Origin of the sequence: Acetobacter sp. P1H12_c (genome assembly GCF_018811975.1) — a bacterium.
GTDB classification, from domain to species: domain Bacteria; phylum Pseudomonadota; class Alphaproteobacteria; order Acetobacterales; family Acetobacteraceae; genus Acetobacter; species Acetobacter persici.
Map to the genome: position 1 here is coordinate 219,168 of NZ_JACRVR010000001.1, position 15,224 is coordinate 234,391.

Consider the following 15,224-nt stretch of genomic DNA (forward strand, 5'->3'; position numbering starts at 1 on the left):
GCGCCGATGTTCCCCGGCCTGCCCGACGCGCAGGGTCAGGTCCGGTTCATGGTCATGGGTCTTGGCTCTCTTCATATCCTGTCGGGGCAATCCCGCCAAGCGTCTGCTTGCGCTCTGCGCGGATACGGCGCCGTTTACTGATCAACAACCAGAATACAGGACAACCCCTGCTGACGAAGCTGCGAGCAGATGGAGCCTGTCTGGGTGCTGGACAGCCCCGCCAGCCGTGTCCGCCAGATCTGGCGTCCATTGGATGCAGGGATCAGCTCAATCCGGTTTACAGCACTGGCCAGCCCGCTGGAGGAGTGTCTGGCCAGTGCGGCGGCCTGCACCGCGCGCTCCTGCGTGGAGAACGCTCCGATCTGAATCATGGCGTTCCCTCCCGTATCCTGTTGCCAGACGGTGGCGGCTGCCGGGGCGCTATAGGAGGCAGGTGTCACGGGCGGAGCAGTTAAGGCCTGCCCTGCGGCCTCTGTTCCTGTTGCGGGAGAGACGACAATATCACCATCCGACGCATACGGGGCAGGAGGGGCAACCTCATCAGACTCAAGAGGCGGTGCTGTGCCGGTTCCGGCCGCACTGGCAACAGCCACAGCGGCTGGCGGGGAGGTTGCCACAACCCGATAGGCCGGCGGGGTGGCGGGCGTTAGCACCTGCCGGGACACGGTCTGTGTCGGGGCTGTGGCATACGCCATCTCGGTCGGGGTGGTTATGGCCGGAACCGGGTCATTCAGGTGTGGTTTGACCGCCGCCAGATAGGTCCGGGCGTAGGAAGGCAGGCTTGCGCCCCGGCTACGGTGGTTTTCTGCGCATTGCGGGCCGCAATTATAGGCGGCCACAAAGTCCGGAGAGCCAAAGCGGTCATACAGTTCCCGGATATAGCCACTGCCCGCAATGATGTTGTCATGCGGGTTATACGGATCGGACCCCAGATGGTAGCGTCTGGCCAGTTCCCGGTACGTGTCCGGCTTGATCTGCATGAGGCCCACGGCCCCATGCACAGAGCGCGTCAGCCTGCCGTGCAGATACTGATGCCCGCCCGATTCCTGCTGCATGATGGCCCGAATCCAGGCCTGCGGGATGGAAAAGCGGGTAGAGGCTTCCTGAATATACGGCCCCCATGCGTCCACTGCGGGACCGGGTGCGCGGTATGTGGAGCGTGTTGGCCCGGCACAGGCAGAAAGAGCTGCCAGCCCGCCAAGAAACAGCGAACAGAGCGTGCGTTTCCTCGCCTGGGCTGTTCCGGGAATAAGAGAAGTCCGAACCATGGCGGCCATGGTGCCTCTCCTGAAAGCCGGATGCAATCACAACCTCAGAAGGCAGGCGCATTGCCGTGCAGGAAAGAATGCAGGGCTGGAGGTGTTGGGCAACGTGCCTTGGGGAATTTGCCGGGCGTTCTGGCGCCAAAAAAAATCCCCACCGAAGTGGGGATTTTCCTGTGTTCCGAAACCAGACTGTCCGCCGCTTATTTGGCAGCGGCATCATCCGGCAGGGTGTAGGCAATAATATAGTCGCCCACATCCGGGGAATGGCTCATGCCACCGGCAGAGATCACCACATATTCCTTACCCGTTTTGGGGGAGCGGAAAATGAGCGGTGCGGCAACAGCGCCAACCGGCAGGCGTTCACGCCACACTTCCTTACCCGTGCCGGAATCCAGCGCGCGCAGATAATAGTCCTGCGTTCCGGCAAAGAAGACCAGTCCGGATGCGGTGGAGGTCGGGCCACCCAGAGTCGGCATGCCCATGGGCACCGGCAGGTGGGTTTTAATGCCCATCGGACCCAGATCCTGCGTTGTGCCCATCGGAACCTGCCACAGCATCTTTTTGGTGTGCAGATCAATGGCGCTCATGGTGCCAAACGGAGGCGTATTGCACGGCACCTGTAGCGGAGATTGCAGGATATCAATGCGCACACCGGCATACGGTCCGGCAACCTGCGGACGGATGGTGCCCATAAAGCCCGGTACTTCGTCGGTGGAGACTTTATACTTCTTGGCTTCTTCAAGGTTGACCAGCGTCATACGCAGGGGCATGCGCATGTCGTTCACAAACATGATGCCACGGGCTTCATCAATAGAGATGCCGCCCCAGTTCATGCCGCCCAGCAGGCTGGGCCATTCAATGTAGGGTTTTTCACCCGGCGGTGTGAACGGGCCTTCATAAACCGAATCTTTGAACATGATGCGGCAATAAAGCTGGTCAAACGTGCTGACACCCCACATGGAGCTTTCCGTCAGCGGGTCCGCGCCAATGGTGGGCATCCCGACGGAGAAGGGCTGGGTGGGGGAGAGGTGTTCACCCTGCGCCGCTGGTGTTGTAGCCACTTTGCGTTCCTGAACCTCAGTCACCGGCTGGCCGGTGCGACGGTCGAGAATAAAGATATGGCCGGTCTTGGTGGTCTGGATCAGGGCCGGGACTTTTTCGCCCTGTGCGTTGGTTACGTCATACAGCACAGGCTGGGACGGCAGGTCATAATCCCACACGTCATGATGCACCGTCTGGAAAACCCATTTGGTTTTACCGGTTGTTGCTTCTACCGCAACAATAGCGGCACCGAATTTTTCCTTAACCGCGTTGCGGTCTCCGCCCCAGTAGTCAGGCGGGCCGTTGCCGGTAGGCAGGTAGACGAGGTTCAGGTCTTTATCATAGGTCGGGATGGTCCACACATTGGGGGTTTCCAGCGTGTAGGTCTGTCCGTCCTGCGGTGCATTGGTGTTTTCCGGGTCACCCACATCCCATGCCCAGGCCAGAGCGCCGGTCCGCACATCATAGGCGCGCACAACGCCGGAGGGTTCACCGTGGACAATATCACGCACCCAGCCACCAATAACGGCAACATGGCCCATCACAACCGGAATGGAGGTGGGGTGGTAGCGTTTGCCCCCTTCAACCGGACCCATCTGTTTTTTGAGGTCAACAGAGCCGTTTTCACCAAAACCGGAGCACAGGGCACCCGTATGCGCATCCAGCGCGATGAAGCGGGCATCCACAGTTGAGACCAGAATACGCTGGTGGCACATCGGAGCAGCGTCGTCCGCGGCTTTATCCTCAGCGGTCAGGCTCGCGTCTTTCGTGGCATCGTAATAGCCAACACCACGGCAGGACACGTGCTCAGCCGTATGGGCCTTGGGGTCAAACTTCCAGATTTCTTTCCCGGTATCCGCTTCCAAGGCCGTAATCAGGTTTTCCGGTGTGCAGGAATAGAGCACATTGCCAATCTGCTGCGGGGTGTTTTCATCCACCCCGGCGCCGGGCCCATGTGTCCGTCTGCCTGTGTGGTAAACCCAGGCGACTTTCAGCTTGCTGACATTATCAGGCGTAATCTGGGTATAGGGCGCATAGCGCGTACCCTGAGCATTCCGCCCGAAAAATTCCCAGTCATCCGGTGCATCCGGTTTGCCCGCCTGTGCAACCTGCTGCGGTGCGGGGGCCGCGTTGGGGTTGCTGATCTGCCCGTGAGGGAAGAAGGCTTCAACCAGCGTGACCAGCAGACAGCCCACAATCCCGAGGCCACCATAGACGCTGCCACGGCGGATGGAGGCAGGCGTTGCAGGAAAGGTTGCAACGGCCCACACATTCAGCGTGAACAGAATGGCCGGGACAACCAGACGCGGCAGAAGAGCCCAGTAGCCAATTTCCGGCGTGTCATACAGGGCCCAGACAAACGTGGCGGCAAAAACAGCCACAGCCGCCAGCAGCGTTGCGCGATGCTTCAGAAAAACCAGAACAGCCAGCGCACAGTAGGCAAGTCCGGCCAGAAGGTAATAGGCCGAGCCACCCAGCATCAGCAGCTTCAGGCCGCCATATGCAAGAGCCAGACCGACAGCAAGGCTGATGATGGAAAAGATGGCGCGATAGACGCCACCGAGCGGAGAATGGTGATCTGCGGGTTGAGCGCCACCCATGCTATCACTCCAGTATTGAAATCGTCCTGACAGCAAGGTGTCGGGCCGGGGTTACGACTAAATCCTGATACGCTGGTGTCTGATAAGAGAGTTTTCCCGTAGGCACGGCCTGTGAGGGTCTTTATCAGTGTTTCCAGAGGAGCGGAACTTGCTCTGTGTCCAATATAGTCCGGCCTGTCAAGGAGATCGTGAAGCAAAATCTCATAAAAAGTCTGATTTTTTATAAAAGTTTCCGAGACTTCGTAAGGAGCCGACGTGAGCGCGTCTGTTTTTGAAATGGCCGAGCCTTCCGGAAGGGGCAGGCTGCCAGATCAGGAGAAGCCGTTCTGGCTCCGTCAGGGGGGTGAAAACAGCCTTATCGGGCGGCTTTTAATGGTAACGTTCCGGTGAGAGCGCCCATAATCTGGCGTGAAACGCATCTCAGGCTGTGGGGTTCATTTAATGGGATATATAATTATAAGTTTCTGATTAATATAGGTTTTATTTATGAAAACCACACAATTTAAGCATCAGTTCGGCAACCGACCTATATGGAATAAGTATGTATAACACTTCTTTCATATATTGGACAATGGAGGGGTTTTCAGCGCCTTAAGATCGGTATGACAAGCTGCAACGCAGCGGCCCTATCGGTTTGGCAGTTAAGGGGAGTTTAAAGGAAAAGAACGAGATTGTTGCTTATAAAATATTATAGTTTTGCTTTTTTAAGGCGTGGGAGACGTGCGTTCAGATTTTCTGATCGGCATCATCTCTGCCTTAGCGCGAATGATGGTATGACGATTGCAGTAAAAAGTTGATTTATTGGAAATATTTTCCTGTTTTTAAAGTAGTTCATATTTTTAATCTTATTATTTTCAGATTTTTTGAAAAATATAGCGTCGTGGATCGTCTTCTTCTGTGTGTAACAGAAGAGGACGGGCAGGCAGTCTCCTGATTTTGGAGTCTGTTTAAGATTTTTGCTGAATTTTTGCAGGTATGACCTGATTCTGAAAGCGTTCAACCCGGGATGCTTTTCTTGTCGTGCCTTCACCGTTCTATGACTTTAACCGGGCACTTTCTGGCCGGAGTTCTGAAACTTTTTCGTGGTCAGATGATGTATCGTAAACGCTTCAACAGATTTTCTGTGTCTAAATCGTCCGCTGCTTTGGGGTACGCCACCGTTGCAGGGAGCCTGATAACCACTCTGTGTTTTGGGGCGGCCTATGCGGATGAACCCGTTGTATCCTCAGCGCCGGATAAAAAACCTGTTTATGTGAATGTTATTTCCGGAAAGCCGCAGCAGCAGGATGATCCCTCTTTGCCAGAAGCGGGAGTGCTTGTGCGGCCTAAAAACTCGCCCCTCCCGGCAAGTGGTGTTCCGGTAGCGCCATGGCCCGGTCTGGCCACCATGGACGTGCCCAGTGTGGATGAATACCAGAGCGCGAAAACATTCCATAAAATGGAGCTGGATGATCTGACGGGAAAAGAAGGGCTGTCATGGCTCCTGCCCTCAGAGCTGGATGCGCAGCGCCGGACGGATATGGATGATCCCTATTACGTGCCCACGGCAGGTAGCGGCCATCTGGTTCCGCAAATCATGCCGTTCAGAGAAAGACTTCAGAAAAAAGGTTTCGTTTTTTCCTTTGCGTACAAAGGCGAGGCGATGGCCAATATTCATGGCGGCATGCAGCGCGGCATGGATTATGTGCATGAGCTGACCCTGCAGATGAACTTTGATCTGGGGAAACTGGCAGGCCTGAACGGATGGTCCATTCACACCCTGCTCATGAATCGCGCAGGGCGTGAAGTCTCTCATGACCGTGTGGGCGAGTATTACGTAAACCTGATGGAAGTCTATGGACTTTCCGGACATGTTGTGGCGCATCTTGTTGATTTTTATGCGGAAAAGAAATTCATGCAAAACCGCATGGATGTCACGTTTGGCCGGATGTCCCTGACGCATGTTTTTGCCACATCGCCGCTGATCTGTTCTTTTATGGTAACATGCTCCGCCCCCGTAGCGCTCAAGGTTGATCCGGGTTTTGCCGTTTACCCCAAGGCAACATGGGGCAGCCGTCTGCGCTTTCGGCCCACGCGGGATACATTGTTGCAGGTGGGGGCGTATCAGGTCAGCCCTCTCTCCACCAATCCCAGTGGCTGGGCGTGGGGGAGTGAGAATACGACAGGCTTGATGCTACCCATAGAATTTACATGGCAACCCTTCCTGACGCGAAACCGCCTGCCGGGGCATTATGTTTTTGGATATGCGCATGATACATCACGGTATCCGGATGTTCTGGGCGCGGCGCCTGCCAACAAGGTCATTGCCACCGGCCGTCTGCACAGCGCGCCGATGGATATGTTCTGGTTTGAGGGCGACCAGATGATTTACCGTAAAGGGGGCCGAAACCAGATGGCGGGTGGTTACCTTATGGCGGGATATATCCATAACACGCCTCATGTTTCCTCCATTTCGGATGAAGCCTATGGAGGCCTTTCCTTCAACGGGGTTATTCCCTCCCGTGTGACGGACCGTCTGGGGATTTTATATTCCTGGTATCACGTCAGCCATCGTAAAGAGCTTGGGCAGATGTACGCGCAGGACGCCGGTCTTTCTCTGGGCGCACAGGTGCTGGCTCCGCAGACGGATTCCCATGTGATTGAGGCATATTACGCGATTGATGCTGTGCCCGGCGTGCTGGTGCAGCCTGAATTCCAGTATATGATCCGCCCCGGCGAGACCTCCCGCAGGCCAGATGCCGCTCTGGTCGGGCTGAAAGTCATTGCCAACCTCTGACTGTGTCTGTCTGAGTGGGAAATTTCTGAAATATACAGGTTTTTTAGCGTCTGTGCTTGTCCTGAACGATATGCGCGCCCAGAGATTCCAGAGCCTCTTTAAGAGGGCTGTCTTCCATGTCGGGCAGAGGGCAGGGGCGCAGGGCGGCTCTGGGCTTCCGGCGTGCCGTGATGCGCTGCCCGGCAGCCGGGTCCTGCACAAACCGCAGACGTGCCACAAGCGCCTGCCCGCACCATGTGTTGATCCGGGCGATCAGCGCATCGCTCAGATGCTGAAGCTCCATGGCCACAGGTCCGGCGCAGGCAATGCTCAGTGTGCCTGCTGAAAGTTTACGCGGGGTTGTCACTGCCGCATGGGCAGGCCCCACAATATCCCCCCAGTCCGTAAAAAGCTGCACGCCTGCGGGGGAGCGTTTTTTAAAAGCCGGAGCGGTGACGTTGGGCAGGAGGGCGGCCAGACTGCGGGCCGTCATGGCCCGGCGCGGGGGTTCCGGCGGGGTCTCTGCTTTTCTGGGGGTGGCAGTTTTGCGCCCTGTTGTCTTGCCGGAGGGACTCTCCTTCGTCATAACTCACTCCGTGAAAAAGCCATCCGCCCAATCCCTGCTTGACTGGTATGACAGACATCGGCGCACTCTGCCATGGCGTGCCGAGGCAGGCCAGCATGCCGACCCTTACTCTGTCTGGCTGAGCGAGATCATGCTTCAGCAGACAACCGTCAAGGCTGTCGGTCCTTATTACCATCGTTTTCTGGAGAAATTCCCCACCGTGCAGGCGCTGGCCGCGGCGGACCGGGATGAAGTCCTCTCCGCATGGGCGGGGCTGGGCTACTACTCACGCGCCAGAAACCTGCATGCCTGCGCGCAGCAGGTGGTGGCCCTTGGCGGCTTCCCGAAGGATGTTGCCGGTCTGCGTGCTTTGCCGGGGGTGGGGGCTTATACGGCGGCGGCGGTTGCGGCCATTGCGTTTGGGGTGCCTGTGGTGCCGGTGGACGGCAATGTGGAGCGCATTACGGCCCGCCTGTTTGCGGTGGAAGAACCGCTTCCGGCCGCCAGAAAAACACTGGCGGCTCTGGCGGAAGGGCTGAACACGGACAAGGCGGCACAGGCGCGCCCTTCCGATTTTGCGCAGGCGTTGTTTGATCTGGGGGCGTCTTTATGTTCGCCGCGCTCTCCCGCCTGTGGTCTGTGCCCCTGGCGGGAGAGCTGTGCCGCGCAAAAAGCCGGGATTGCCGCCACCCTGCCGCGCAAGGCCCCTAAAGTCGCGCGGCCTGTGCGGTATGGCGCGCATTTTCTGGTGATGGATGCGGCGGAGCAGATTCTGTTGCGTAAAAGACCGGAGACAGGACTGCTGGCAGCTATGACGGAACTCCCCGGCACGGACTGGCGTTCGGAACGCTGGTCAGAGGCCGGGGCTCTGGCGCAGGCTCCCTGCACGGCATCCTGGCAGGCCTGTGGTGTGGTCCGGCATGTTTTTACGCATTTTACGCTTGAGGTTACTGTTTACGCTTCGCGTGTGCAGCATTTTTCCAATCACGTCGCGCAGACCGGCTTTCTCGCGCCGGCAGGGCGTGTGGCGGGGCTTTCATTGCCCTCTGTCATGCTCAAGTGCATAAAACTGGGGCTTAAAGCTCTGTAAGAGGTTTCATGGTCTTCCAGCATATTCCCCCTCGTAAACATCCTGATGGCACCGCGCGGCATGAAGGCCGTCCGGGCATTCTGCTGCTGAATCTGGGAACACCGGAGGATACGGGCTACCGGGCCGTGCGGCGCTATCTGTCCGAATTCCTCTCAGACCGGCGGGTTATTGAAGGCTCCCCCGTGCTCTGGCAGCCTATCCTGCAGGGTGTTGTGCTGACGGTCCGTCCCGGCAAAAGCGGCAAGGCGTATGAACGCATCTGGGATAAAGAGAAGAACGAAAGCCCTCTGCGGGGCTATACCCGTGGGCAGGCGGACGGGCTGAGGGCGCGGTTTGAGGCGGATAATGTGCCCGTTGTCTGGGCCATGCGCTATGGCACGCCTTCCGTTGAGGCCGGGGTGCGCGCTCTGCTGGAACAGGGGTGTGACCGTATTCTGGCCATGCCGCTTTACCCGCAATACAGTGCTACCACGACGGCCACCGCCAATGACCAGCTTTTCCGGACATTGATGACGCTGCGGAACCAGCCTGCCATCCGCACTCTCCCGGCCTTCCCGGATGAAGCGACCTATATTGAGGCTCTGGCAGGCTCCGTCCGCAAGACTATGGCGACGTTAGCCACCCCCCCGCAGATGCTGGTGGCCTCATTCCACGGTTTGCCAAAAGAGTATGTGGATAAAGGGGATTCCTATCTTGCTGACTGCCAGAAGACCGTAACGGCCCTGCGCGAGGCACTAGGGATGGATGAAGCAACGCTGCCGCTCACCTTCCAGTCCCGCTTTGGCCCGACCAGATGGCTGGAACCCTATACCGCGCCGTTTATTGCGGGCCTGCCGGAAAAGGATGTGAAGCGCATTGCGGTTATCACGCCCGGCTTTATGACGGACTGTATTGAAACGCTGGATGAAATTGGAAACGAGGTCTGTGAAGACTTCCTCAAGGCCGGGGGGGAAGAATTCACACTCATCCCGTGCCTGAATGACAGCGTGGAAGCCATTGACGTGCTGGAACGGCTGGCCCGGCAGGAACTGGCAGGCTGGTTGTAACTGCCGATATGCCCCTGATACGTTTTGAATACGCTCTGACGGGGCCTGTCTGATTACAGGGTCTGCCGGGGCGGTTTGATAACGGGCCGGTCTGTTTTGACCGGATACAGGCAGGGCGTGCTGGCTGCACACCGCCAGCATTCCGGCTTGCGGGCCTTGCACACGTAGCGTCCTTGCAGGATCAGCCAGTGGTGGGAATCGCGGATCATCTCTTTCGGGATGCGGCGTTCAAGCGCGGCCTCCACGGCTTCCACCGTCTTGCCGCGCCCCAGCCCCGTGCGGTTTGCCAGCCGGAACACATGGGTATCGACCGGCACGGTGGGCTGATGGAACGCAACATTCAGCACCACATTGGCCGTCTTGCGCCCTACACCGGCCAGTGCCTCCAGCGCTTCCCGCGTGCCAGGCACCTCGCCGTTATGGTGCGCCAGGAGCTGGCGGGAGAGTTCGACCACGTTTTTGGCTTTGTTGCGCCACAGGCCAATGGTGCGGATCAGTTCCCCAACGCCGTCCTCCCCCAGCGCGACCATGGCGGCAGGGTCGGGGGCGGCGGCAAATAACGCCGGGGTGACACGGTTGACAGAGGCATCCGTTGCCTGAGCGGAGAGCACAACGGCAATCAGCAGCGTAAAAGGCGTGCTGTAATGCAGCTCCGTTTCCGCATCCGGCCACGCGCGCTCAAGGTCTGTCAGAAACTGCACAATTTCAGGCCGCGTCATGTCACGCGGGGCTGTTGCCTTCTGATCTGCTGAGGCAGCGCCGTCAGACGTTTTCGCTTTCGCCGCCGTGCGTCTGGCGGAGGCGGGTTTTGCGGGTGGAGTGTCTGCCTTGGCAGGGGAGCGTGTCGGTCTGGCCATAGGGCGGACTCTACTCCGCTCAGTGTGGCCGCGTCTATCGTCCGGCATCTAGTCTTGTAGTCTTCGGGTGGGTGATACGGAACCAGATTTAACAGTCAGATGGTTTGCCAAATACAGGGCAGCAGGATACAGACAAACAACCAGACCTCAGCCGGGGTCCGCTATTTTCTCCCTTTTTTCGGATTGTTCTGATGAGTACCTCCTCTTCCGATACGGGTCGTGCCGTACGGGGGCCAAACCTGTTTGTCGATGTTCTGAAGTTTGTCATGCGGCGCTGGCTGGAGTTTCCACGCCCGCTGGCAGCAACAGTCGGCGGCGTTATGCTTGCGACTCTGCTGGATGTGCTGATGCCGGTTCTGGCAGGCCGTCTGGTGTCAGACGTGGCGCAGCCTGCGGGCCAGTCTGCCGCTCAGTCCGGCCTGATCCGGGATGCGTTGTGGATGCTGGCTGGCATGGCCGCCTGCGGCGTGGGCAACGTGCTGGGCAAACGGGCGGCCTATCTGGGTATTACGCATCTCAGCACGCAGGTTATGCAGAAAATTATCGGGCAGGCTTTTGCGCATGTGCAGAAGCTCTCAACCGACTGGCATGCCAACACCTTTGCAGGCTCCACCGTGCGGCGGCTGACGCGCGGCATGTGGGCTGTGGATATGCTGGATGATACCCTGCTGCTGATGCTTATTCCGGAAGCCAGTCTGCTGGTGCTCACCACTCTGGTTCTGGCATGGCACTGGCTGATGATGGGTGTGCTGCTTGGCGTGCTCTCTGTGGCGTTTATTACCTGTTCCTGTCTGCTCACGCTGCGCTATGTGGCCCCCTCGGCACGTCAGGCTAACCAGTGGGACAGCAAGATGGGGGCTGCACTGGCGGACTCCATAACCTGCAACGCCGTGGTGAAAGCTTTTGGCGCGGAAGAGCGGGAAGAAGCCCGTCTGATGCAGGTTGTGTCTGAATGGAAGAAGCAGACCTGCCACACATGGACGCGCGGCACCAACAGCGCCAGCATCCAGAACCTGATGGTCACGGCGATGCGTGTCATTCTGTCCGGTGCGGCCGTATGGCTGTGGCTTAAGGGCAAAGCCGGGCCGGGGGATCTGGCCTATGTGCTGACCATGACATTTCTGGTGCAGGGGTATCTGCGGGATATTGGGCAGCAGGTCTCCGTCGTGCAGCGGTCCGTGAATGAAATGGAAGAGCTGATTGAACTGTGGCGCACGGAACCTGGCGTGAAGGACCTGCCCGTGGTGCAGCCTTTTGCGATCCGGGACGGGGAAATCCGGTTTGAGCATGTCTCCTTCCAGTATCCTGGCCAGACACGCCCCATTTTTACAGACCTGAACCTGACGATTGCACCGGGCAGCCGGGTGGGGCTGGTGGGGCCGTCGGGGTCCGGGAAATCGACCTTCACCAAACTCTTGCAGCGGCTTTACCCGCTCAGCGGAGGGCGGATCCTGATTGATGGCGTGGATATCGCGACTGTCAGCCAGTCCCGCCTGCGCTCGGAAATTGCTATTGTGCAGCAGGAGCCGACCCTGTTCCATCGCAGTCTGGCGGATAATATTGCCTATGGCCGCCCGGATGCGACACAGGCGGAAATTGAAGAGGCCGCCCGTCTGGCCAACGCGTCGGACTTTATCGCCCGCCTGCCGGATGGCTATCAGACTCTGGTGGGGGAGCGGGGCGTGAAGCTTTCTGGCGGTGAGCGCCAGCGTGTGGCCATTGCCCGTGCTTTTCTGGCGAATAACCCGATTCTGGTGCTGGATGAAGCAACGGCCAGCCTTGATTCAGAATCCGAATCTCTGGTGCAGGACGCCATGCAGCGGCTGATGGAAGGCCGCACAGTGATTGTTATTGCGCATCGTCTGGCGACGGTGGTGGATCTGGACCGTATTCTTGTGTTCGAGCGCGGGCAGGTGGTGGAAGATGCCCCGCATGCGGAACTGGTGCAGAAGCCGGACGGCCTGTATCGCAGGCTGTATAATCTTCAGTCTCTCTGACGGGATCTTTTCAGGGTAAGGGGCGTTAACCCCCTGCTCTGGCCTGCGGGAGCCCTGCGGCCTTTGTGGCATACCCTGTTGCAGGATCATCACACCTCTGAATAATACGAGTAAAACCGCACCTCTCCTAATTGTGCATTTTTATAAGTGTTATAAATAAACGCTCAAGAAAGTTTGTTTATTAAGTGTGTGTTTGGGAGCGTCCGCCGTGCGCAAAGGTTTTTCCTCAGAAACTGTTATTCGGGTCCGTTCAGCGCAGGCGCGCGGACCAGTGTGCGGACGCGGCTTTTCTTCTGCTTTGCTGGCCGCGACCCTGCTTTCCGGTTTTGCCGGAGGGGAAGCTCTGGCGGCTGAAAGCACACAGTCCGGCAAAGCTGTAAAACATGCGGTCAGACCTGCTGCCCAGACAGGTGCGGCACGGCATGCGGGCACAGGGCCGTCTGCGTTGCCTGCCGCCGTGCGCCCGGCCTCCAGTGTGGTTCCGGCATCCGCATCTGCGGCTGGGCCTGCCGCATCGTCCCCCCGGCAGGTGCGCGCTCTGCGCGACGCTGTCGCGGCCCCCGGTCCGGTGGCTGCTGAGGGTGAAGAATCCGTAATTGTCACCGGCACGCGTGAGACGGGCGGGCGCAAGGCGCGGGAGAGCCTTTCCCCCATTGATGTCGTCTCGGCCAAACAGATCAGCCAGACCGGACAGCCCAACCTGCGGGAAGCACTGGCGCAGCTTCTGCCCTCGCTCACCATGCCCACAGGCGGGTTTGATAGTGGCGCGCTGACGGATTCCATCAGTTTGCGTGGCCTCAACCCGAATGAAACACTGGTGCTGGTGGACGGAAAACGCCGCCACACCACCGCGAACATCTATGCTGACCCCGGGCCGCAGCAGGGGTCCACAGCTGTTGATATTGATATGATCCCGATGGCCGCCATTGACCATGTGGAAGTGCTGCGGGATGGCGCATCGGCCCAGTACGGGTCAGACGCCGTGGCCGGGGTGGTGAATATCATCCTCAAAAAGCAGGATCATGGATTCCACGCGGAATCCATCTCCGGCATTACCGCTGCCAAGGATGGTTTCCAGCAGGGCGTGTATCTGGATGGCGGCGCAAAGCTCGGCAACCGTGGCTTTGTGCATGTGAGTGGCGATTTTTATCATACGGACCACACCTTCCGCAGCGCGCCCGATGCCCGGACCGGCCAGAAAAACAACTATGTGCTGGGCCAGCCGGAACAGACGCGTGAGAGCGTTGCCATCAAAGCCGGGTATGATCTGACGGACAGTATCCAGCTTTACGGCACCGGCACCTATGCTCACCGGCATGCGGAATCTTACCAGAACTATCGTCTGGCGAGTTCTCTGGCCAAATATCCCGGTTATGCCGCGATTTATCCGTGGGGCTATTCCCCGCTGGAAACGCTGGATGAAGATGATTTTGAGCTGACGGCGGGTGTTAAAGGAAAAGTCTGGGGCTGGAACTGGGATCTTTCCACAGTCTATGGCCGGGATTTTGATGATATCGGGGTCATCAACTCCGCGAACCTTGCCCTTGAGAAAGATACTGGCCGCACACCGACCCGTTTTGACGTGCAGGGTTTTAACAACTCCCAGTGGAGCAATAATTTCGATCTGTCCCGCAAGTTTAAATTCTCCGGCTGGCCGCATGAAATCAATGTGGCGGGCGGGGCATCCTACCGGTATGAAAGCTACTCCATTGGCACCGGGAGTGAGGATTCACTCTATGGCAGCGGGTCGGACGCCATGGCAGGCACCAATGCCGGGAATGCGGGCAACTTCAACCGGGATGTTGTGGCCGGGTATGTGGACGTCTCCACGCATCTGACACGCCACTGGCAACTGGATCTGGCTGGCCGCTACGAACATTATACCGATGTGGGGGATACGGAAACCGGCAAGGTGTCCACCCGCTATGAGGTCTCTCCCCGTCTTGCGTTCCGTGCCACGATTTCCAACGGTTTTCATGCACCGACACTGGCGCAGGAATATTATAGCGCCCTGGCGATTTCCCCCACTGCAGCGCGTGGCCTGATTGGCGTGAATTCTCCGGGCGCCCTGGCTAACGGGGCATCTCCGCTCAAGCCGGAACGCTCAACCAACGTCAGCGGCGGGATTGTCATGGAGCCCTTCCGCAAACTGCATGTGACAGTCGATGTGTATCAGATCAACCTGCGGGATCAGATCATGCCCGGTGGGCAGGTTTACGGGGAGCAGGCAAAAAAAGCCCTGCAAATGAATGGCTTTGGCCTGCCGGGTGATGTGGATACATGGTCCGCGTCTTCCCTGTCCACGCACTGGTTTGCCAATGTTGCCAGCACCCGCACACAGGGGCTGGACCTGACGGCAACCTACCCGACCCAGCTTGGGGATATCGGGCGTATTGACTGGGATGTGGCGATCAACCTGAACCGCACCCGTCTGTCCCATCAGGGGACTGATGCGGATGGAAACCCGCTGCTGAATGCGCAGAGCATTGCGTATCTCACCACAGCCTACCCGCGCAGCAAGATGATTTTTGGCGGACGCTTTACCAGCGGCAAATGGACCGTGGGTGTGCATGAAATCCGTTACGGCCAGACCACATCTCAGCTTACCTATTACGGGGGTGCGGGTAACACCAGCTCCCTGTCCAGCACACAGTTCAGAGAGTTCCATAACACACCGAAGTTTATCACCAATCTGGAAGTCACCTACCGCGTGCATCCCCGTCTTGCGCTCACACTGGGGGGGAATAACCTGTTTGATGCCCGCCCAAGCCGCGTGCCGGATAACAACCGTTATCTGGGGGCCCCGCAATATTACATGAGCACGTCTCAGCTCGGCATGAATGGCGGGTTCTATTATCTGCGCGGGGATATCAATTTCTGATTGTCCAGGAGGATAACAGGACAAAAGCTCTGATCAGATCAGGGATCAGTCCGGAGCCGCCCTGCTGCGCTAACGAGTGGTTCCGGGCGGGATGGTCTGAAAAAGCCTGATCCTCTGACGGTTAAT

9 protein-coding genes are annotated in these 15,224 nt (G+C 58.3%); 5 read left to right on the forward strand and 4 right to left on the reverse strand.

Going from position 1 to position 15,224, the window contains the following annotated elements; genetic code table 11:
• Window positions 1–134: 134 nt before the first annotated feature.
• The gene (locus KP699_RS01095; protein ID WP_252346716.1) at window positions 135–1,277 is read right to left on the reverse strand and encodes a lytic transglycosylase domain-containing protein; all 1,143 of its coding nucleotides are present in this window, start codon (window positions 1,275–1,277) and stop codon (window positions 135–137) included.
• 188 nt (window positions 1,278–1,465) lie between these two features.
• Entirely contained in the window at window positions 1,466–3,907 is a 2,442-nt protein-coding gene (locus tag KP699_RS01100) for a membrane-bound PQQ-dependent dehydrogenase, glucose/quinate/shikimate family (RefSeq protein ID WP_215761359.1), read from the reverse strand.
• A 1,261-nt stretch (window positions 3,908–5,168) separates the two neighbouring features.
• Between KP699_RS01100 and KP699_RS01105 the strand changes: the two genes are divergently transcribed.
• A complete protein-coding gene (locus KP699_RS01105) occupies window positions 5,169–6,683 on the forward strand; it encodes a carbohydrate porin (protein ID WP_237388868.1) in 1,515 nt (504 codons plus the stop codon).
• Window positions 6,684–6,726: 43 nt separating this feature from the next.
• Here the strand turns inward: KP699_RS01105 and KP699_RS01110 are convergent, their stop codons facing one another.
• Window positions 6,727–7,248, reverse strand: coding sequence for a DUF721 domain-containing protein (locus KP699_RS01110; RefSeq protein ID WP_215761360.1), 522 nt, complete (start codon window positions 7,246–7,248; stop codon window positions 6,727–6,729).
• A 10-nt stretch (window positions 7,249–7,258) separates the two neighbouring features.
• Between KP699_RS01110 and mutY the strand changes: the two genes are divergently transcribed.
• Together mutY and hemH are read left to right on the forward strand one after the other, a co-directional pair.
• On the forward strand, window positions 7,259–8,317 hold the full coding sequence (mutY, locus tag KP699_RS01115; protein WP_374196851.1) for an A/G-specific adenine glycosylase: 1,059 nt from the start codon (window positions 7,259–7,261) through the stop codon (window positions 8,315–8,317).
• A gap of 8 nt (window positions 8,318–8,325) precedes the next feature.
• The gene (hemH, locus tag KP699_RS01120) at window positions 8,326–9,363 is read left to right on the forward strand and encodes a ferrochelatase (RefSeq protein WP_215761362.1); all 1,038 of its coding nucleotides are present in this window, start codon (window positions 8,326–8,328) and stop codon (window positions 9,361–9,363) included.
• Window positions 9,364–9,416: 53 nt separating this feature from the next.
• Here the strand turns inward: hemH and nth are convergent, their stop codons facing one another.
• Entirely contained in the window at window positions 9,417–10,220 is an 804-nt protein-coding gene (gene nth / locus KP699_RS01125; protein ID WP_215761363.1) for an endonuclease III, read from the reverse strand.
• A 191-nt stretch (window positions 10,221–10,411) separates the two neighbouring features.
• Between nth and KP699_RS01130 the strand changes: the two genes are divergently transcribed.
• Both KP699_RS01130 and KP699_RS01135 read left to right on the forward strand, forming a co-directional pair.
• On the forward strand, window positions 10,412–12,217 hold the full coding sequence (locus tag KP699_RS01130; protein ID WP_077931735.1) for an ABC transporter ATP-binding protein: 1,806 nt from the start codon (window positions 10,412–10,414) through the stop codon (window positions 12,215–12,217).
• 457 nt (window positions 12,218–12,674) lie between these two features.
• Entirely contained in the window at window positions 12,675–15,098 is a 2,424-nt protein-coding gene (locus KP699_RS01135; RefSeq protein WP_215761507.1) for a TonB-dependent receptor, read from the forward strand.
• The last annotated feature ends 126 nt before the right edge of the window (window positions 15,099–15,224 follow it).